Origin of the sequence: Pontibacillus halophilus JSM 076056 = DSM 19796, assembly GCF_000425205.1 — a bacterium.
GTDB lineage: Bacteria > Bacillota > Bacilli > Bacillales > BH030062 > Pontibacillus_A > Pontibacillus_A halophilus.
Genome location: NZ_AULI01000001.1, coordinates 204005 through 223525, shown reverse-complemented (window position 1 = coordinate 223525; position 19521 = coordinate 204005). Strand labels below are relative to the sequence as shown.

Below are 19521 nucleotides of genomic sequence, written 5' to 3'. Positions count from 1 at the left end.
TAGAGAGAATTTTGTCACAACGTTTTACTAGATTCATGGTTTAATTCTTTCGTTTCTCCCCCATACTGTCTACTAGAAATACGGGACGGGGGAGAGGGAATGATGAAAAAACGTATGCTAGCGGTGATGCTCTTATTGTTTGTGATGGGAACGAGTTTATTCTTCTTTACAAAGACACAGACAGAAGCTCTGAACTATGAAGTGATTCCGGATGAGGCAATCCGTTTAAGAATATTGGCAAATAGTGATGTAGAAGAGGATCAAAAGCTAAAGCGCGATGTACGTGATGCAGTGAACCGAGAGATTACGGAGTGGGTCAAGGAAATGGACACCATTGTGGATGCGCGAGTTGTCATTCAAGAGAATTTAGATGAAATTGAAGCCATTGTGGATAACGTGTTAACAGAAGCGGGAGCTCATCAACCCTATACAGTTGAGTACGATCGTTCTGTTACCTTCCCAACGAAGCTCTATGGTTCTTATATTTATCCAGCAGGAGAGTATGAGGCCATCTTGATTACAATAGGAGACGGAGAAGGGGCGAATTGGTGGTGTGTGTTATTTCCGCCAATGTGTTTCTTGGATTTCGGAAACGGAGCTACCGTAGAGAAACCGGCATCAGGTATTGGCCTTGATGACGAGGCAGAGCTTGAAGATGTGAGTGAGAAGGAAGAAGCGGTTGTTCAGCACGTTCTTGAAGAGGGTGAAGAAGAGGTTGAAGTGAAGTTCTTCTTAACGGAATGGTTCGGATTTCTTTAAAACTATCATAGTTCCTTCGTTCTTTCATAGACTAGTGATAGCTAATCTACTAGGAGGTCGATTGAATGATCGAAGTGAAACGAACGAACGAATATGAGCGAGAGGATATCAATAAGTTCTTCCAAACTCGTCTTGATACGATAAAGAATGAACCTCAACTGCTTCATTGTGGATGGTTTGTGGAAATGGAGGGCGAAACAAGTGGATTCTTCTCCCTTGTCCCCGTAACAGAGCGTGCGGTGTGGATAAGAAGCGTCTTATTGAAAGAAGGAATGGACCCCGCATTTATTATGACTGTTATGCAACTTGTCCAGAAAAAGGCGGAAGAAGAAGGGTATCAAGACGTGTATGTGTTGTGCCACCAGTCCGCTCTAGAGCCGTTATTTCTTGCAAATCAATTTACTCCAATTGAAGAAAGCGCTATCCCTTCTGAACTCCATGAACAAGACATACCCCAAGGGTCATGGTGGAGGTTTGAAATAAACTGAAAATTATCAACAAACTTATACACACCTGTGGATAAGTGGTGTGTATATCTTGTTATTACGTGTGGAAATGGTGAGGATAAGATTTAGATACTGTAAAGTCAAGTGGATAAGTGTAAATAATGTTGAAAGATGTCGAAAAACTCGGCATAGCGAAGGTAGGAAATGGGAGATGATGTAGGGGGATAAAATGTGGATAGAAAAAAGGCTGCCGGTTAGAGTCGGCAGCCTTTCTCTAAAGTTACACGGCTTTCGTAACAAGCTCTACGTCCATATTTCCTCGCGTAGCTTTCGAGTATGGGCATGTTTCGTGAGCTTTTTGGACAAGTTCTTCGGCTCTGGATTGGTCCACACCTTTAATCTCTACTGTAAGTGTGGCGCCTAGACCAAGACCTTCGCTTGTCTTGCCAATGTGAACGTCTGCTGTAACGGATGATTCAATGTCTTCGTTCGCTTGGCTAGCGACAAGGTTTAGTGCACCATCGAAGCAAGCAGAATAGCCGGCTGCAAAGAGTTGCTCAGGGTTTGTACCGTTACCTCCCTGACCGCCTAGCTCTTCTGGTGTGTTTAAGTTGTGATCAACTTTGCCATCTGAGCTTTTAACGTTTCCATCGCGTCCGCCTTGTGCAGTTGCTTGTGCAGTATATAGAGTTTTCATGTGAACAACCTCCTTAAATCGAGTTACGTTGTTTGTATACCCGGCATTGGATAAGGTTACACATTAAAGTTGCACAACGTATGTACATCCGTTCATAATGAGGAAAGATAGAGTAAGAAAGGATGCTTCGGCAAGTGAAACCATATCAAACAAGTTATTGGCAAATAGACCCAACCCATATTGATCAATCGTTTGTTCAAGAAGCTGCTGCGTTGCTGCAACAACAGCAAGTAGTTGCGTTCCCGACAGAGACTGTATATGGATTGGGAGCAGATGCAACGAATGAAGAAGCTGTTCAAGCCATATTTGATGCGAAGGGACGACCTTCAGACAATCCGCTCATTGTTCACGTAGGCAATAAAGAGCAGGTGTATGAGGTTGTGGAATCCATTCCGCCGATGGCGCACGCATTGATAGATGCTTACGCTCCGGGCCCCCTCACCCTTATTATGAAGAGCAATGGAGTCTCCGCTCCGAATGTTACAGCAGGACTATCAACTGTCGCAGTTCGAATCCCGGACCATCCTGTAGCAAAGGCGCTATTAGAGACTGCCAACCTGCCTCTTGCAGCACCAAGTGCCAATCGTTCTGGACGTCCTAGCCCGACGACTGCGCAGCACGTATATGAAGATTTAGAAGGTCGGATTGCTGGTATTGTGGACGGTGGGGCCACTGGAATTGGCGTAGAGTCTACAGTAGTAGATTGTACGGGCGACAAACCTATAATTTTGCGGCCAGGTGGGATTACAAAGGAACAAATCGAAGCGGTTGCTGGTCCGGTTGGCAATGACGAGTCCTCTCTAAATGCCGATGATCAGCCCCGTTCTCCTGGCATGAAATATACCCATTATGCCCCTGAAGCCCCGCTATGGCTTGTTGAAGGGGATGTTCCATTCTTTAAAGCTCAAATCGCTGTATTACAACAAAATGGGAAGAAGGTAGGCGTCATGGCTTCTGAAGAGCTTGCCCCTGAAGTGGAGCAGGCGGATTTCGTGCACGTATATGGTTCGAGGGCTTCTCTTAATGAAGTGGCAGTAGGATTGTATAACGCCTTACGTTCCTTTAATACGAAAGATGTGGATGTCATCTTATCTGAAGTCTTTCCTGAAGAAGGTATGGGTGTTGCTGTCATGAACCGTTTGAGGAAAGCGGCATCTGAAACAATCGTCCAACCATAACCTTCTAAAGATAACCCCCCTTGCATATGCTGAACTAGCATGTCCGAGGGGGTTTTTGTATGGGAATATTTCCGTTTGCAGGAGAGATGATTACGCTGTCCATGATGGCCATTGCGCTAGGGATGGACGCTTTTTCAATAGGGCTTGGTATGGGGATGATTCCGATACGAATGAGGAGAATTGCTATTGTTGGCCTGACAGTAGGGGCATTCCATGTAATCATGCCTTTTTCAGGTATGGTACTTGGACGAGTCCTGTCCAGTCAGTTTGGGTCTATTGCGAATCTCGGGGGAGGGGTTCTACTTTGTGTCCTTGGTGTTCAAATGTTTTATTCTTCTTTCCGTAAAGGTGAAGAAACGATTATGCAACCGATAGGAGTTGGACTCGTCCTGTTCGCGTTAAGCGTAAGTTTAGACAGCTTCTCGGTTGGGCTAAGTTTAGGGATGTCGGGTGCGAAGACGCTTCTTTCTCTCCTATTATTCGGCATTGCGGCAACCACACTTACATGGGCAGGTCTCTTGCTTGGACGGAAGGTGCAGGGGTTACTTGGGAATTATAGTGAAATGTTCGGTGGAAGCATATTGTGTGGCTTCGGATTACAGCTGATTTTTGGTTGAGCGGGGCTTTAGCTTTCTATTAACCTATAAAGAGCTGTGCTATAATAGAGGGAAAGTCTAGTATTGCGAGGGAGCTACAATGAAAAACGTCTTATTTGTATGCACAGGGAATACGTGCAGAAGCCCGATGGCAGAAGCCGTATTGAAAGCCAAAGATGACCGTTACAACGTACAATCGGCGGGGTTGTTTGCCCAAACGAATGGGAAAGCGACACCTCAATCGGAACAAGCCCTTGATAAGAAGGGATATGCAATTAACCACTCCTCACAGCCGCTCGAGGAAGGGTTGATTCAATGGGCTGACCTCGTGTTAACGATGACGGCACGCCACAAAGAGAGTGTAATCATGCACTTCCCAGAACACGAAGCGAAAGTGTATACATTAAAGGAGTACGCTCTCTATGATAAGGCGAGTAGCTGGGATAGGTTAACGGAAGCCTACGCAACGATGGAGGACAAAAAAGCTGTATTTATGCAGAAGAATAAAGATAAATACAATTCTCAAGCAGAGCTTGAAATGGCCTTGTATCAACATTTAAATGAAGAGATTGAACTCATTCGTGAAATTGAGCGGAACTTACCAACATTAGATATTAATGACCCATTCGGCGGCAATCAATCCGTGTATGATTCAACGCTTGAAGAGATTGAAAAACATATTGAACTTCTTATCCAAAAGGTGGACAATAACAGAGGATAATTCATCTTAGGGGGAGTTAGGGTGAGAAGAAAATATCGTTTTAGCTTGAGGCGGAAGCTCGTCCTGTTTACAACCGCACTCGCACTCATAACCTATACAACGAGTGCGTTCTTTATTTACGTGTTGTATAACATGGTAGGGGATTATGTTGGATTGTCGGAGCAAGGCTTTACGATTATTACACTCATTATGGGGATTATGTGGTCAGGGATCTTGGCGACGATCGCTGCAGGGCTTATCACGAAACCGCTAAAGAACTTAGAGCGAGTGGCGACTAAGGCTTCAGAAGGGGACCTCGGTCAGGACGTGGACGTTCCGAAATCGGATGATGAGATTCGAGCGCTAAGTGTTGCGTTTAACGGTATGCTTCAAAATATTCGTTCAATGGTTCACAACATCCATTCCAATTTTGAACAGACAAGCGCTACAGCATCGTCGATTCAATCTGATACGAACGAAGCGACGAAGCAAGCGGGGCTTGTTGAAGATGCCATTTATGAGATCTCTCAAGGGGCAGAAAGTTCTTCACAATCTGTTCAACACACGGCAGAGTCTATCGAGTCATCTGTTCAATTAGCAAAGAATGTTCAAGACCAAGCGGACGCTTCCAAGCAACAATCGAATCACATGCTTGTTGCCCTGGAAGATGGGAAGGTTGTCATTCAATCCGTTGTTGCTGGCATCCAGCAGTTGTCTGTAGGGCAACAATCTTCATTGGAAGACGTTCGGCGTATGGAGAAGAACGCAACAGAAGTTGGCCATATTATTTCTTTAGTTGGGGATATAGCGGACCAAACGAATTTACTTGCCTTGAATGCTTCCATTGAAGCCGCTCGAGCAGGTGAACATGGCAAAGGGTTTGCGGTAGTAGCAGAAGAGGTTCGTAAGCTAGCAGATGAGAGCGCCAAGTCGGTTCAAAACATACGAAATTTAGTTACGACCATGCAGTCGGATGTGGCACAGGTTGTGTCAAGAATCGAAGACCAAGTTACTTTCGCTAGTGAGGAAGCGGCGAAGGGGCAACGTGCGGACGATGCTATTTCGAATATGACGACTTCGGTTCAAGACGTAGCTCAATCTGTTACATCCATTTCAAATCTTGTCGACCAACAGCTTGAACAGCTCCGCCAAACCTCGTTACAATCTCAAGAGGTATCTGCGATTGCAGAGGAGACTTCAGCTGGTACACAGGAAATGAGTGCATCCATTCAAGAACAGACCGGTTTAATTCAAGAGATTAATGAACGCACGCTTTCCTTAACTGAACAAGCGAAGCAACTGAAGAACGAAATTGAGCAATTCCATACATAGAGAAAGGGGAAGTGAACGATGAGAGTAATTCTTGCATCAGATCATGGTGGCGTCAACATCCGAAAGGAAGTAGCCAACCTATTAGAAGAAATGAATATTGAGTATACAGACCTTGGTTGTGATTGTGAAGGTTCTGTAGATTATCCGGATTATGGAATTCCAGCTGCTGAGCGAGTAGCGAATGGTGAATTTGACAGAGGGATTCTGATTTGTGGGACTGGCATCGGTATGTCAATTTCTGCAAATAAAGTGAAAGGCGTGCGATGCGCACTCGTTCACGACCTATTTACAGCCAAGGTAACTCGTGAACACAATGACACCAATGTATTGGCGATGGGTGAACGAGTAATTGGACCAGGACTTGCTCGTGAAATTGCGAAAACGTGGCTACAAGGTGAATTTGAAGGTGGGCGTCATGCCAACCGAGTAGAGAAGATTACTTCTTACGAAAACAAATAAGAACGGTGAATGGAGGAGCTTCTTTCTAATTAGGATGAAGCTTCTCCTTTTGTTAGAATAGAGAAAAAGTGAGGAGGCGGGAGGATGCATGCTGAGCTGTTAGAAACTGTTCGTCATCATATGACTGAACTTGTTGACGAATGGATAGACACCAATGCTCTTAGTAAAGGTGACTTATTTGTACTTGGGTGTTCCACGAGCGAAATTGCTGGAGAGCGAATCGGCACAGCGGGTAGCGAAGCGGTAGCTGAAGTCATTTATACAGAACTTCAACGCTTGAGAGAACAGACTGGAATTCACCTAGCCTTTCAATGTTGTGAGCATTTAAATCGCGCCATCGTGATGGAACGTGACGATTCAGAGCTACGCAGATATGAACGGGTGAGCGTCGTTCCTGTACCAGGGGCGGGTGGATCAATGGCTTCCTACGCTTATCATCACCTTCATCATCCGGTTGTCGTAGAGGAAGTGCAGGCAGAAGCAGGGCTTGACCTCGGAGACACCTTAATTGGGATGCACTTGAAGCGGGTTGCAGTCCCACTTCGATTCTCCATTAAACAAGTCGGTCATGCGCATGTGACTGCAGCGAAGACCCGTCCTAAATTAATAGGAGGAAATCGGGCAGTATATGACGAAACAAAGGTTAAATCGTCCAATGCATGTGATTAAGGGATAAATATAAAGGGGGAGTATGAAATGGAACAGGTACGAAAATTTGATCCTGAATTATTTGAAGCAATTGAGCAAGAACGAGGTCGTCAACAAGACAAAATTGAACTGATTGCGTCTGAGAACTTCGTTTCTGAAGCAGTTATGGAAGCACAGGGTTCTGTGTTAACGAATAAATACGCAGAAGGTTATCCTGGTAAGCGTTATTATGGTGGATGTGAATTCGTAGATATCGCTGAGAACCTTGCACGTAACCGAGCGAAAGCGTTATTCGGCGCTGACCATGCGAATGTTCAACCTCATTCAGGTGCTCAAGCTAATATGGCTGTCTATCAAGCGGTACTTGAACCGAACGATACGGTGCTTGGCATGAATTTAAGCCACGGAGGTCACCTTACCCATGGAAGTAAAGTGAACTTTAGTGGGAAGTTGTACAACTTTGTTGATTATGGTGTAGATGAAGAAACCGAAGTCATTGATTATGAAGTTGTACGCGAGAAAGCGAATGAAGTGAAACCGAAGATGATTGTGGCTGGAGCGAGTGCGTATCCAAGAGAGATTGACTTTGCTAAGTTCCGTGAAATTGCAGATGAGGTTGGAGCATACCTTCTTGTCGACATGGCCCATATTGCCGGTCTCGTGGCAACTGGATTGCACCAAAGCCCTGTACCTTATGCAGATTTCGTGACAACGACAACTCACAAGACGTTACGCGGTCCGCGCGGGGGCATGATTCTTTGTAAGGAAGAGTATGCGAAGAAAGTGGATAAGGCGATTTTCCCAGGGATACAAGGCGGTCCTCTTATGCACGTAATCGCAGCGAAAGCTGTTAGCTTTAAAGAAGCTCTGCAAGAAGAGTTTACTACGTATTCAAAGCAAATTATTGAGAATGCGAAACAGCTAGGTGAAGGGCTTCAGAAAGAGAATATCCGAATTGTATCTGGCGGCACTGATAACCACCTGCTCCTACTTGACCTACGTCCGCTTAATTTGACTGGGAAAGTAGCGGAAGAAGCGTTGGATGCAGTCGGAATTACGACGAATAAGAATACCATCCCGTTCGATCCTGAAAGTCCATTTGTAACGAGTGGACTTCGCATCGGAACAGCTGCTGTTACGTCTCGTGGCTTTAAAGAAGAAGATATGGATGAAATTGCATCAATCATTGCATTTACCCTACAAAACCATGAAGACGAAGCGAAGATGGATGAGGCGAAAAAACGCGTTATGACACTAACGAATCGCTTTCCACTCTATGCATTCAATTAATACGTTTCACATGAAACAGCGGAGCTCTCCTTTGGGCTCCGTTTTTACTATGTAAGTAGACCGTTATAGATGCAGGGATTGATTCGAAAGGTATAAAAGAAGGAGTTCTTCTCCACCCGCATCTTGAAACGAATCATGATATTCTGTACAATTTGAAGGATGCAAACTATTCTAAAGGAGAGATCGGCAAAGATGGGTAAGGTACATGTATTAGATCATCCGTTAATTCAACACAAGCTTACGTACATAAGAAAGGCGGAAACAGGCACGAAAGATTTCAGAGAGCTCGTTGATGAAGTTGCAACATTAATGGCGTTTGAAATCACGCGTGATTTACCGTTAGAAGAAGTTCAAATTAACACTCCTGTTTCAGAAGCGACAGCGAAAGTGCTTGCAGGGAAGAAGCTTGGAATCGTGCCAATCTTACGTGCTGGACTAGGTATGGTCGATGGCATGCTGAATTTAATTCCAGCAGCGAAAGTGGGACACGTTGGCCTATACCGTGATCCGGAGACGCTTCAGCCTGTTGAATACTACGTTAAGCTTCCGAGCGATATTGAAGAGCGCGAACTAATCGTGATTGATCCAATGCTAGCCACAGGTGGTTCTGCGAATGAGGCGATTCACTCCTTGAAGAAACGTGGAGCGAAGCAAATCCGTCTGATGTGCCTTGTCGCTGCACCTGAAGGGGTAGAGGAAGTTCATAAGGAACACCCTGATATAGACATTTACCTAGCTGCTTTAGATGAGAAATTAAATGAAAAAGGTTATATCGTTCCAGGTCTTGGTGACGCTGGTGACCGCCTATTTGGTACGAAGTAACCGACGCTTAGGAGTGAAAGCATGACACAGCCGATTAAAGTAATGACGATATTTGGGACAAGACCAGAAGCGATTAAAATGGCTCCGCTTGTACTGGAGCTGAAGAAACGCCCTGAACAGTTTGAACCTATTGTCACGGTAACCGCTCAGCACCGTGAAATGCTTGACCAAGTGATGACAATCTTTGGTGTGGAACCAGACTACGATTTGAACATCATGAAATCTCGCCAGACGCTTGCGCAGATTACTACGCGTGCGCTTGAAGGATTAGATGATGTGATGAAGAAAACAGAACCCGATGTTGTATTGGTGCATGGAGATACAACAACGACGTTCGCAGCGAGTCTTGCAGCGTATTACAATCAAATTCCAGTAGGTCACGTGGAAGCTGGTCTTCGTACGTGGAACAAATATTCTCCGTTCCCTGAAGAAATGAATCGACAGTTGACGGGGGTTATGGCTGACTTGCACTTCACCCCTACAAACCAATCGAAGCAAAACCTGTTGAACGAGAATAAACCTGAGGAACATATTTATGTGACGGGGAATACGGCCATTGATGCTCTGAAAACAACGGTGCGAGAAGATTACCAGCATGAGATTCTTGAGAAAGCAGATGGGAAGCGATTAATTCTTGTTACGGCTCACCGTCGTGAGAATTTGGGAGATAAGATGCGAGGCATGTTCCGAGCAATCAAACGTCTCGTGGATACTCATGACGACGTTGAAGTCGTCTATCCTGTCCACTTAAATCCTGCTGTACAAGAAGCAGCGAATGAGATTCTTGGGGACGATGACCGCATCCACTTAATTGAGCCACTTGGCGTGATCGATTTCCATAACTTTGCGTCCCGTTCCCACTTGATCTTAACGGATAGTGGAGGCGTTCAAGAAGAGGCACCTTCGCTTGGCGTTCCTGTGCTTGTTCTTCGAGACACGACAGAACGTCCAGAGGGAATCCAAGCAGGCACACTTAAGCTTGCTGGTACAGAGGAAGAACATATTTATAACCTTGCCCATGAACTCCTATCAGACGAAACGGCTTATCACCGAATGGCGAAAGCTTCAAATCCTTACGGAGACGGCGAAGCATCACGACGTATCGGCGATGCCATCCGTTATTACTTTAACCATACAACAGAACAACCAGATCCATTTCTATAAACAGGAAGCCTTTTGGCTTCCTGTTTTTCTATGCTTAAAGGTATTGTCTGCATGAAAATGCCTCATTTACCCCAACCTAACAGAACAGAAGATTGAACGTTCGGGAGGTGTATGTGATGAGGTGGTTGTTGTTCATTTGGGTACTCACAATGTGGTTGGTTCCTGCTGTTCATGCCGCAACTGAAGAACAGTCCATCATACTTGAGGTAGAGGGGAATCCTCATGAATTTAAACAATATATTGAGAGGAATCATCCATTTGTAGAAGTGGTTCACGTCTACGATACGTTGCTCCAAGGAGTTGCCATTAGAGGGGATGACCAGGACATAGAAGACGTACAACAACATCCTCAAGTACAATACCGCTTTCCTGTACAAACATACGAGACGAACGTGAATGAAAGTGTTCCGTTTCTACTAGAAGACCGTAAAGAACCGTTTAACGACATTCCGTATACCGGGAAAGGTGTTAAGGTTGGCGTCATTGACACCGGGATAGACTATTCCCATCCTGATTTGGAGAAGAACTTTAAAGGTGGGTATGACCTAGTCGACCTAGATGAAGACCCAATGGAAACAAAGGAAGGGCAAGGGGAGCCGACGATTCATGGAACTCACGTAGCCGGAATTATTGGGGCGAATGGGAAGATGAAAGGAATTGCTCCTGACGTTGAACTTTATGGGTATCGAGCATTAGGGCCTGGTGGTGTTGGTTCGTCCGTTCAGGTTATTGCCGCTATAGAACAAGCTGTGGAGGACGGGATGGATATTATTAACTTATCTCTAGGCTCCTCAATCAACGGACCAGACTGGCCAACTAGCATGGCCGTTGACCAAGCTACCCGACTTGGTGTATCGATGGTCATCGCAAATGGAAATTCAGGACCAGACTTGTGGACAGTAGGGTCTCCAGCCACATCCACAAAGGCTATTTCTGTTGGGGCGAGTACACCGCCTCTTCGCATTCCCTACTTCTATGAAGCATTAAATAAGAAAACAATCCCACTCATGCCGATGTCAGGGGCGAAGCCATGGACCTTGCGTCAATCCCTTCCACTTGTTCATGCTGGGAAAGGGGAGGGTGACCTGCCGGATTTGTATGGAAAGATTGCGCTGATTGAAAGAGGGGGACTAACGTTCACAGAGAAAGCGCTGAACGCCGAGCGTCATGGGGCGAAAGCGGTGGTTATTTACAATAACGAAGAAGGAGTGTTTCAAGGAGGGGTAGAGCCTTCTGTTACTGTTCCTGTCACTTCAATCTCAAAGGAAGATGGAGAATGGATTAAGCAGCATGTAATCGAACAAAGTACGTGGCTTGAGACAGAGTATGTATCAGTTGTTGATACCATGGCTTCATTTAGTTCAAAGGGACCTGTGACGTGGAACTGGGATATAAAGCCGGACATTGTAGCGCCAGGCGTTGCCATTACGAGTACAGTCCCTGCTGGCTATCAATCTTTACAAGGGACAAGTATGGCAGCCCCGCACATCGCTGGGGTGTTGGCGTTATTGAAAGAAGCACACCCTCATTGGACTCCGGATATGCTTAAGGCAGCTCTTCTATCAACAGCGAAGCCATTGGAAGACGAAGAAGGAAAGTTAATTTCTCCAGTTGTGATGGGTATGGGGAAAGTAGATGTTCGAGCTGCACTAGAGCCACTGACATTAATTGAACAAGGGCGGTTGACGTATGGACGCTTCTTGAAAGAACGTGAGACAAGACAAGCTCATGTCTCTGTTCAGAATAGGACCGACCGCCCCCGCACGTACTATTTCTCTAAAAAGGATGCACCTAAAGGAGTCCGATTTCACTTTCCGGCATCATTCACTCTCTCCCCAGGAGAAAAACGTACGGTGGAAGTAGGTGTAACGGTCAACCAACGCCTTACCTCACCAGCAGAGCCGTTCATACATGGGTGGGTGGAGCTCCATGATGAAGCGAAAACAATCCATTTACCCTATCTAATTGTAACGAAGGATACGACATTTCCACATGCAATGGGACTTGAGTTCACAATCAAGCCTTATAAGAAGACTGAATATCAATACCGCATGTATTTACCAATTGGAGCAGATCAAGTAACGGTAGAACTTTATGACCCGGACTCGCTTCGTTTCGTTCGTACGCTGTTCAGTCGAGAAGAGGTGAAGCGGGGAGTAGTGAAGGGGACGTTGACCGAGAAAATGGCAGGTGAAGAAGGAGTTTATCTAGCCGTTGTTTCAGTTAGTAAAGATGGTGTTCATCAATCCTATGCCTCGCCAATCATGATTGGTGAGTCGTATCCATAAATTGTATAAGATAAAAGCCTCCCTAAATCAAAAAAATACTTTGATTTTAAGGAGGCTTTTGTGTAGAATTTAGGTGCGATTGTGAAATGCTGAATTTGTGTTTTTCAATCCGAATTTGTGAAATGCTGAATAAGTTAACCAGGAACAAACTTAGTCTCGGTGGAATTGGCTAAATGTGTATAATTTGTGACAAAAATCCATCTGTTTTACTTTTCCATTGTAGAGCATTGACAGCCTATCCCCCCTACTGTAAACTTGAAAAGTGTGGAATGATAAGGTTTTCATAAACTGTATTTTATTGTTTTTTTAACAGGTCAAACAGTTGTGAGGGGCGGATGTATGGCAAATCAACAAACTCCGTTTAAAGCGGTTGCGCTGACGAGCGGAATCCTTTCCCAATTAGCAGGTGGAACCCTAGTGGGGATTTTTTTTGGCCGTTGGTTGGATGAACAATTATCCACATCACCACTATTTTTGATCCTTGGTTTGTTACTAGGTTTGTCCGCCGGTACATACGGAACGGTTTACTTAGTTCGAAAATACACAGGAGAAGAATAATCTATGCCTCAATATGACTCAATGATCGCCCGCCAACGAAAGGGAATGTTCTTTGTACTAGCTATATTCGTACTCGGGTGGGGATTTACATCGTACCAGCAAGTATTCCTCGGACTTCTCCTTGGTTCAGTCATTAGTTTCTTTAACCTAAGGTTATTGCAACGAAAGGTGAACAAGTTAGGGGAAGCTACATCAGAGAATCGAACTGCAAGAACCCTTGGAACCTTTTCAAGATTTGCAGCCGCAGGCTTAGCCGTACTCATCGCACTCCGTTATTCTCAGTATTTCCATCTTATATCTGTAGTAATTGGATTAATGACAACCTATGTTGTTATTATGATAGAATTTTTTATCTCTAAATTAAGAGACTAGCCAATGGAAGAGAGGTGAAGAATTTGGATCATGAAGCACCTATATGGCATGACGCTTTTGGGATTGGGTGGCTTGACTTTAACTTGTCAAACGTACTAATGATTACCGTTGCATCACTAGTGGTGTTCATTCTTGCGGCATTTTCAGCCCGGAATCTAAAGCGAAAGCCGAGAGGTATGCAGAATTTCTTCGAGTGGGTTATTGATTTCACGAAGGGAATCATCAACAGCAACATGGATTGGAAGACAGGGAAGCTGTTCTTGCCACTAGGCTTGACGCTCTTAACCTATATCTTCGTTTCCAACATGTTGGGGGTTGCTACCATGGTGGTTATTGACCATCAGCTGTGGTGGAAATCACCGACTTCAGATGCAGGGATTACGCTAACCTTGGCTATTCTCGTAGTAGTGCTTTCACACTATTATGGAATTAAGCTTAAAGGCGCGAAAGAGTATGGCAGAGAATTTTTCCGTCCGCTACCTTTCCTATTTCCTCTTAAGATTATCGAGGAATTCGCAAACACATTGACGTTAGGTCTCCGTTTATTTGGTAACATTTATGCGGGTGAGATTCTACTAACGCTACTGGCAGGACTAGCTGTCGGTGGCTATGAGTCAGGCTTCTTACAAGGTATTGGAGGTACATTGGGTGCAGCCATTCCGATGTTGGCTTGGCAAGGATTTAGTACATTCATTGGAGCAATCCAGGCATTTATCTTTACGATGTTGACAATGGTTTATATCTCCCACAAAGTGAGTGCGGACCATTAATTTTATAAACAATCTTAATTGATTACTATAACTTGAGGAGGAATTTTTAATGGGTTTATTAGCAGCTGCAATTGCAGTAGGACTAGCGGCACTAGGTGCTGGTATTGGTAACGGACTTATCGTATCTCGTACAGTTGAAGGGATCGCGCGTCAGCCTGAGCTACGTAGCGCACTTCAAACAACTATGTTCATCGGTGTTGCCCTAGTAGAGGCAGTACCAATCATCGGCGTTGTTATTGCATTTATCGTAATGGGTCAATAAGTAGGGCGATTGCCCGAAGTGGTTGGGCGAGGATCGTCACAGGTATCTTCGCCTTTCCTGTATCTTTTATCTTATTTCAAGAAAAATAAACCTTTAAATGTGTAATTTTCGACTCTCGCAGCTTGTGAGGGGCGAATTTTTCAATGTATAGCCTGTTATGGATGAATGTGAAAGGAGTGAAAGCTGTGAGTACGCTTACGAACTCGTTACTTTTAGGAGCAGAGGGCGGCGGTGGCCTGTTAGTTGGTGACATGCTGTTCCAGCTTATTATGTTTGTTGTTCTATTGGTGCTCCTTCGTATTTTTGCATGGGGCCCAATTATGGGAGTCATGAAAGATCGTGAAGACCATATTTCAAATGAAATTGAAACGGCTGAGAAGAACCGTAAAGACGCTGAGCGTATGTCTCAAGAAGCTCAAGAAGAGCTGAAGAAGACTCGTCAAGAAGCGCAACAAATCATCGAAAATGCGAAGCAGACTGCGAAAGAGCAGGAGCAAAGCATTATCGCCACTGCAAAGTCAGAATCAGAACGTATTAAAGAATCCGCTCGTCAAGAGATTGAGACGGAGAAAGATAAAGCAGTTCAAGCCCTTCAAGATCAAGTGGCTAGCTTGTCTGTTCGCATTGCGAGCAAGGTAATCGAGAAAGAATTAACCGCACAAGACCAAGAGCAGTTAATCAATGAGTACATTAAAGAGTTAGGAGAAGAGAAATGAGCAACGTAACCGCTGCAAAACGTTATGCCGGAGCTCTTTTTCAACTCGGACAAGAGAAGTCAAAGCTTGAGGTATTCGAACAAGAGCTTCGCGAGATTCAACAAGTATTCAACTCGAACATCGAGTTAATGAATTTCTTAGAGCATCCACGTGTCGAACTTGAGAAGAAGAAAGAGATTGTGACGAATGCAATGGGCACTGTCTCCGTTGAAGTAAAGAACACAATCAACATTCTCCTCGACCGTCACCGCGAAGCAATTATCCCAGAAATGGCAAATCAATTCTTCCATCTATATAACGAAGCAGAAGGAATTGCTGAAGCAACAGTTTATTCCGTTCGTGAACTTACAGAGGAAGAAAAGAAATCCATCTCTGAACAATTCGCAAAGCGCGTAAACAAATCTACACTTCGCATTCACAACGTAGTAGATTCCTCCATCATCGGTGGCATTAAGCTGAAGATTGGCAATCGAATCTATGATGGTAGTGTGAGTGGCAAGTTAGAGCGCATGGAACGTGAATTGGTATCTGCTAACAAAAGATGATAGGGGTGAAGTTACATGAGTAGTATCAAAGCTGAAGAGATTAGTGCGCTAATTAAACAGCAAATTGAAAACTATGACTCAGAAATTGAAGTAAACGATGTTGGTACAGTCATCCAAGTAGGGGACGGTATCGCACGTGCGCACGGCCTTGATAACGCCATGTCCGGAGAGCTTCTTGAATTCTCCAACGGTGTAATGGGTCTTGCACAAAACCTTGAAGAAAACAATGTTGGTATTGTTATTCTAGGTGAATATACAGGAATTCGTGAAGGTGATGAAGTTCGCCGTACAGGACGCATCATGCAGGTTCCAGTAGGTGACGAATTACTAGGACGTGTGGTTAACCCACTAGGTCAACCAGTAGACGGTATGGGACCAGTTGAAACGACGAAAACACGCCCAATCGAATCTCCAGCACCTGGCGTTATGGACCGTAAATCGGTACACGAACCGCTACAAACGGGTGTTAAGGCGATTGACGCACTTGTACCAATCGGTCGTGGTCAGCGTGAGCTAATCATCGGTGACCGTCAGACAGGTAAAACGGCTGTGGCGATTGATACAATCCTAAACCAAAAAGAAGAAGACATGATCTGTATTTACGTTGCGATTGGTCAGAAAGAATCCACAGTTCGTAATACAGTTGAAACGTTACGTAAGCATGGCGCGCTTGACTATACCATTGTGGTAACGGCGGGTGCTTCCCAGCCAGCACCACTTCTTTACCTTGCACCGTATGCAGGTGTTTCTATGGGTGAAGAGTTCATGTACAACGGAAAGCACGTACTTGTTGTGTATGATGACTTGTCTAAACAAGCAGCTGCTTACCGTGAACTTTCCCTTCTTCTTCGCCGCCCGCCAGGCCGTGAAGCATTCCCAGGGGATGTATTCTACTTGCACTCTCGCTTACTAGAGCGTGCAGCTAAATTGAGTGATGACAAAGGAGCTGGCTCCCTAACTGCGCTTCCATTTATCGAAACGCAAGCAGGAGACATTTCAGCTTACATCCCAACAAACGTAATCTCCATCACAGATGGACAAATCTTCTTGCAGTCTGACTTGTTCTTCTCAGGTGTACGCCCGGCCATTAACGCTGGTCAGTCCGTATCACGTGTAGGTGGTTCCGCGCAGATTAAAGCAATGAAGAAAGTAGCGGGTACGCTGCGTCTAGACCTTGCATCCTTCCGTGAACTTGAAGCATTTGCTCAGTTCGGATCTGATTTAGATAAAGCGACACAATCCAAGCTAAACCGTGGTGCTCGTACGGTAGAAGTACTGAAACAAGGACTTCACCAGCCAGTTGCCGTCGAAAAACAGGTTATGATTATTTACGCACTTGTTAATGGTTATCTTGATGACATCCCTGTAAACGACGTCACTCGCTTCGAAGCTGAAATTCAAGAATGGGTAGGCAAGAACCACCCAGAACTTTATGACACGATTAAACAAACGGGTCAACTTCCAGAAAAAGCAGATATGAATAGCGCAGTGGAAGAGTTTAAGAAAACATTCGTTATCTCTGAATAATGATTTCTTAAACAACGTTGAAGAAAGGGTGGTGAGACCGAAGTGGCATCCCTTAGAGATATAAAAAATCGGATTACGTCTACGAAAAAGACGAAGCAGATTACGAATGCAATGCAGATGGTATCAGCATCTAAGCTTAATAAAGCAGAGCAAAACGCAAAAAACTTTACGCCTTATAAGGATAAAATCCAAGAAGTCGTAAGTAGTATTTCTAGCGGCGGCGTAGACGTAGAACATCCGATGTTACAGACACGCCCTGTGAAAAAAACAGGTTATATCGTCATTACATCAGACCGTGGTCTTGCAGGGGCATATAACAGTAGTGTGCTGAAGCGTGTCTATCAACGCATTCAAGAGAATCATAATTCTCAGGATGAATATACAGTGATTGCGATTGGACGTATTGGCCGTGATTTCTTTAAGAAGCGTAACATGCCGGTGGGGAAAGAAATTGTTGGAGTTTCAGACCAACCGAATTTCGCAGATATTAAAGATTTAGCGAGTGAAACGGTACAACTATTTACGGATGAAAGCGTGGATGAACTTTACTTGTTCTACAACCACTACGTAAGTGCCATCACACAAGAAGTAACGGAAACGAAGCTTCTTCCGCTATCGAATATTGATACAGAAGGCAAATCACTAAGTTCGTATGAGTACGAACCAAACCAAGAGCAAATCTTGGACGTGTTATTGCCACAATATGCAGAGAGCCTTATCTATGGTGCCCTTGTTGACGGAAAAGCAAGTGAGCATGCTGCACGTATGACTGCGATGAAGAGTGCAACTGACAATGCGGATGAGCTAATTGGTGATTTGACATTGTCCTACAACCGTGCTCGTCAGGCAGCCATTACGCAAGAAATCTCCGAAATTGTCGGTGGCGCAGCCGCACAAGAATAGATAAAGATCGTAAAGAAGGATAGGAGGGAACCCCATGAGCAAAGGACGCATTACACAGGTAATGGGACCGGTTGTCGACGTTCAGTTTGAAAGCGGCCATATTCCTGAAATTTATAATGCACTTACCGTAACACGTGGAGCTCAGAGTGACTCTGAAGTAAACATTGAATTAACTCTAGAAGTTGCTTTGCACCTAGGGGACGACGCCGTTCGTACTGTAGCGATGTCCTCTACAGAAGGCCTTGTACGTGGGCTTGAAGTAGTAGACACAGGTGCTCCAATTTCAGTGCCAGTAGGGAACAATACGCTAGGACGCGTATTCAACGTACTTGGGGAAAATATTGACCTAGATGAACCAATTTCAAGCGACGCACGCCGTGACCCGATTCACCGTAGCGCGCCTCAGTTCGAGAACTTAGCGACAGAAGCTGAAATTCTTGAGACTGGAATTAAAGTTGTAGACTTGCTTGCTCCTTATATCAAGGGTGGTAAGATTGGTCTATTCGGTGGAGCCGGTGTAGGTAAGACCGTACTAATCCAGGAGCTTATTAATAACATCGCCCAAGAGCACGGTGGTATTTCTGTATTCGCCGGCGTAGGTGAGCGTACTCGTGAAGGGAACGACCTTTACTGGGAAATGACAGACTCAGGCGTAATTAAGAAAACAGCGATGGTCTTCGGACAGATGAACGAGCCACCTGGTGCACGTATGCGTGTTGCTCTTTCTGGTCTTACAATGGCGGAGTACTTCCGTGATGAAGAAGGTCAGGACGTATTATTCTTTATCGACAACATCTTCCGTTTCACGCAAGGTGGTCTAGAGGTATCCGCCCTACTTGGTCGTATGCCATCTGCCGTTGGTTATCAGCCAACACTTGCAACGGAAATGGGTCAGCTTCAAGAACGTATCACATCTACGGATAAAGGTTCTGTTACATCCATCCAGGCCATTTATGTACCTGCCGATGACTACACAGACCCGGCTCCTGCGACAACGTTCGCACACTTAGATGCGACTACAAACCTTGAGCGTAAACTATCTGAGCAAGGGATTTACCCTGCCGTGGACCCACTTGCTTCAACTTCACGTGCCCTTGACCCGGCTATTGTTGGGGAAGAGCACTACAAGGTTGCTCGTGACGTTCAAAGTACGCTTCAGCGTTACAAAGAACTACAGGACATCATTGCGATCTTAGGTATGGACGAACTGTCTGATGAAGATAAATTGACAGTATCCCGTGCTCGTCGTATCCAGTTCTTCCTTTCTCAGAACTTCCACGTTGCTGAGCAGTTTACAGGCCAACCTGGTTCTTATGTTCCAGTATCTGAAACTGTACAAGGCTTCAAGTCAATTCTTGAAGGCAAATACGACGATCTTCCAGAGGATGCATTCCGTCTTGTAGGTCGTATCGAAGATGTAGTAGAAAAAGCAAAATCCATGGAATCCTAATAACCAAAGCGGCTCCGTCAATCGGCGCCGCTTCCATTA

Annotated in this window: 22 protein-coding genes; 21 read left to right on the top strand and 1 reads right to left on the bottom strand. The window is 45.0% G+C overall.

The genetic code is table 11. The annotated features are described in order from the left end of the window. The first annotated feature begins 102 nt into the window (after window positions 1-102). Window positions 103-759: a stage II sporulation protein R gene (spoIIR, locus tag H513_RS0101025; protein WP_026799024.1), complete on the top strand. Its 657-nt coding sequence runs from the start codon at window positions 103-105 to the stop codon at window positions 757-759. A gap of 65 nt (window positions 760-824) precedes the next feature. Further along, window positions 825-1247 carry a GNAT family N-acetyltransferase gene (locus H513_RS0101020; protein WP_026799023.1) on the top strand — a complete coding sequence of 141 codons (423 nt, stop codon included), beginning with the start codon at window positions 825-827 and terminating at the stop codon, window positions 1245-1247. A 238-nt stretch (window positions 1248-1485) separates the two neighbouring features. Here H513_RS0101020 and H513_RS0101015 read toward each other — a convergent pair whose 3' ends face one another. Further along, the gene (locus tag H513_RS0101015) at window positions 1486-1902 is read right to left on the bottom strand and encodes an organic hydroperoxide resistance protein (RefSeq protein WP_026799022.1); all 417 of its coding nucleotides are present in this window, start codon (window positions 1900-1902) and stop codon (window positions 1486-1488) included. Window positions 1903-2024: 122 nt separating this feature from the next. Here H513_RS0101015 and H513_RS0101010 point away from each other — a divergent pair, with 122 nt between their 5' ends. The 19 genes from H513_RS0101010 to atpD all read left to right on the top strand — a co-directional run bounded on the left by H513_RS0101010 (window position 2025) and on the right by atpD (window position 19482). After that, window positions 2025-3080, top strand: a complete 1056-nt coding sequence (locus tag H513_RS0101010; RefSeq protein WP_036768818.1) for an L-threonylcarbamoyladenylate synthase — start codon at window positions 2025-2027, stop codon at window positions 3078-3080. 59 nt (window positions 3081-3139) lie between these two features. Next, entirely contained in the window at window positions 3140-3697 is a 558-nt protein-coding gene (locus tag H513_RS0101005) for a manganese efflux pump MntP (protein ID WP_026799020.1), read from the top strand. A gap of 79 nt (window positions 3698-3776) precedes the next feature. Next, the gene (locus H513_RS0101000) at window positions 3777-4397 is read left to right on the top strand and encodes a low molecular weight protein arginine phosphatase (RefSeq protein ID WP_026799019.1); all 621 of its coding nucleotides are present in this window, start codon (window positions 3777-3779) and stop codon (window positions 4395-4397) included. Between the two features lie 21 nt (window positions 4398-4418). Beyond that, window positions 4419-5708 carry a methyl-accepting chemotaxis protein gene (locus H513_RS0100995; RefSeq protein ID WP_154655151.1) on the top strand — a complete coding sequence of 430 codons (1290 nt, stop codon included), beginning with the start codon at window positions 4419-4421 and terminating at the stop codon, window positions 5706-5708. Between the two features lie 18 nt (window positions 5709-5726). Then, the gene (rpiB, locus tag H513_RS0100990; protein ID WP_026799017.1) at window positions 5727-6167 is read left to right on the top strand and encodes a ribose 5-phosphate isomerase B; all 441 of its coding nucleotides are present in this window, start codon (window positions 5727-5729) and stop codon (window positions 6165-6167) included. Between the two features lie 120 nt (window positions 6168-6287). Beyond that, window positions 6288-6836, top strand: coding sequence for a TIGR01440 family protein (locus H513_RS0100985; protein ID WP_036768938.1), 549 nt, complete (start codon window positions 6288-6290; stop codon window positions 6834-6836). Window positions 6837-6863: 27 nt separating this feature from the next. Beyond that, window positions 6864-8105 carry a serine hydroxymethyltransferase gene (locus H513_RS0100980; protein ID WP_026799015.1) on the top strand — a complete coding sequence of 414 codons (1242 nt, stop codon included), beginning with the start codon at window positions 6864-6866 and terminating at the stop codon, window positions 8103-8105. Between the two features lie 192 nt (window positions 8106-8297). After that, window positions 8298-8927, top strand: a complete 630-nt coding sequence (gene upp / locus H513_RS0100975; RefSeq protein WP_026799014.1) for a uracil phosphoribosyltransferase — start codon at window positions 8298-8300, stop codon at window positions 8925-8927. Between the two features lie 21 nt (window positions 8928-8948). Continuing rightward, the gene (gene wecB, locus H513_RS0100970) at window positions 8949-10091 is read left to right on the top strand and encodes a non-hydrolyzing UDP-N-acetylglucosamine 2-epimerase (RefSeq protein ID WP_026799013.1); all 1143 of its coding nucleotides are present in this window, start codon (window positions 8949-8951) and stop codon (window positions 10089-10091) included. 116 nt (window positions 10092-10207) lie between these two features. Beyond that, window positions 10208-12379 (top strand): S8 family serine peptidase, encoded by a 2172-nt coding sequence (locus H513_RS0100965; protein WP_026799012.1) that lies wholly within the window; start codon window positions 10208-10210, stop codon window positions 12377-12379. A 339-nt stretch (window positions 12380-12718) separates the two neighbouring features. After that, on the top strand, window positions 12719-12937 hold the full coding sequence (locus tag H513_RS0100960) for an AtpZ/AtpI family protein (protein ID WP_026799011.1): 219 nt from the start codon (window positions 12719-12721) through the stop codon (window positions 12935-12937). Between the two features lie 3 nt (window positions 12938-12940). Next, window positions 12941-13309 (top strand): ATP synthase subunit I, encoded by a 369-nt coding sequence (locus H513_RS0100955; protein WP_026799010.1) that lies wholly within the window; start codon window positions 12941-12943, stop codon window positions 13307-13309. Between the two features lie 23 nt (window positions 13310-13332). Further along, window positions 13333-14079, top strand: coding sequence for a F0F1 ATP synthase subunit A (gene atpB, locus H513_RS0100950; protein WP_026799009.1), 747 nt, complete (start codon window positions 13333-13335; stop codon window positions 14077-14079). 49 nt (window positions 14080-14128) lie between these two features. Continuing rightward, window positions 14129-14341, top strand: coding sequence for a F0F1 ATP synthase subunit C (gene atpE / locus H513_RS0100945; RefSeq protein WP_026799008.1), 213 nt, complete (start codon window positions 14129-14131; stop codon window positions 14339-14341). Window positions 14342-14502: 161 nt separating this feature from the next. Continuing rightward, a complete protein-coding gene (atpF, locus tag H513_RS0100940; RefSeq protein ID WP_036768942.1) occupies window positions 14503-15057 on the top strand; it encodes a F0F1 ATP synthase subunit B in 555 nt (184 codons plus the stop codon). Continuing rightward, a complete protein-coding gene (locus tag H513_RS0100935; protein ID WP_026799006.1) occupies window positions 15054-15602 on the top strand; it encodes a F0F1 ATP synthase subunit delta in 549 nt (182 codons plus the stop codon). The genes atpF and H513_RS0100935 overlap by 4 nt, the downstream gene beginning before the upstream one ends. Before the next feature lie 15 nt (window positions 15603-15617). Next, window positions 15618-17129, top strand: coding sequence for a F0F1 ATP synthase subunit alpha (gene atpA / locus H513_RS0100930; RefSeq protein ID WP_026799005.1), 1512 nt, complete (start codon window positions 15618-15620; stop codon window positions 17127-17129). Between the two features lie 42 nt (window positions 17130-17171). Next, window positions 17172-18032, top strand: coding sequence for a F0F1 ATP synthase subunit gamma (locus H513_RS0100925; protein ID WP_026799004.1), 861 nt, complete (start codon window positions 17172-17174; stop codon window positions 18030-18032). 34 nt (window positions 18033-18066) lie between these two features. After that, the gene (atpD, locus tag H513_RS0100920; RefSeq protein ID WP_026799003.1) at window positions 18067-19482 is read left to right on the top strand and encodes a F0F1 ATP synthase subunit beta; all 1416 of its coding nucleotides are present in this window, start codon (window positions 18067-18069) and stop codon (window positions 19480-19482) included. Window positions 19483-19521 lie beyond the last annotated feature (39 nt).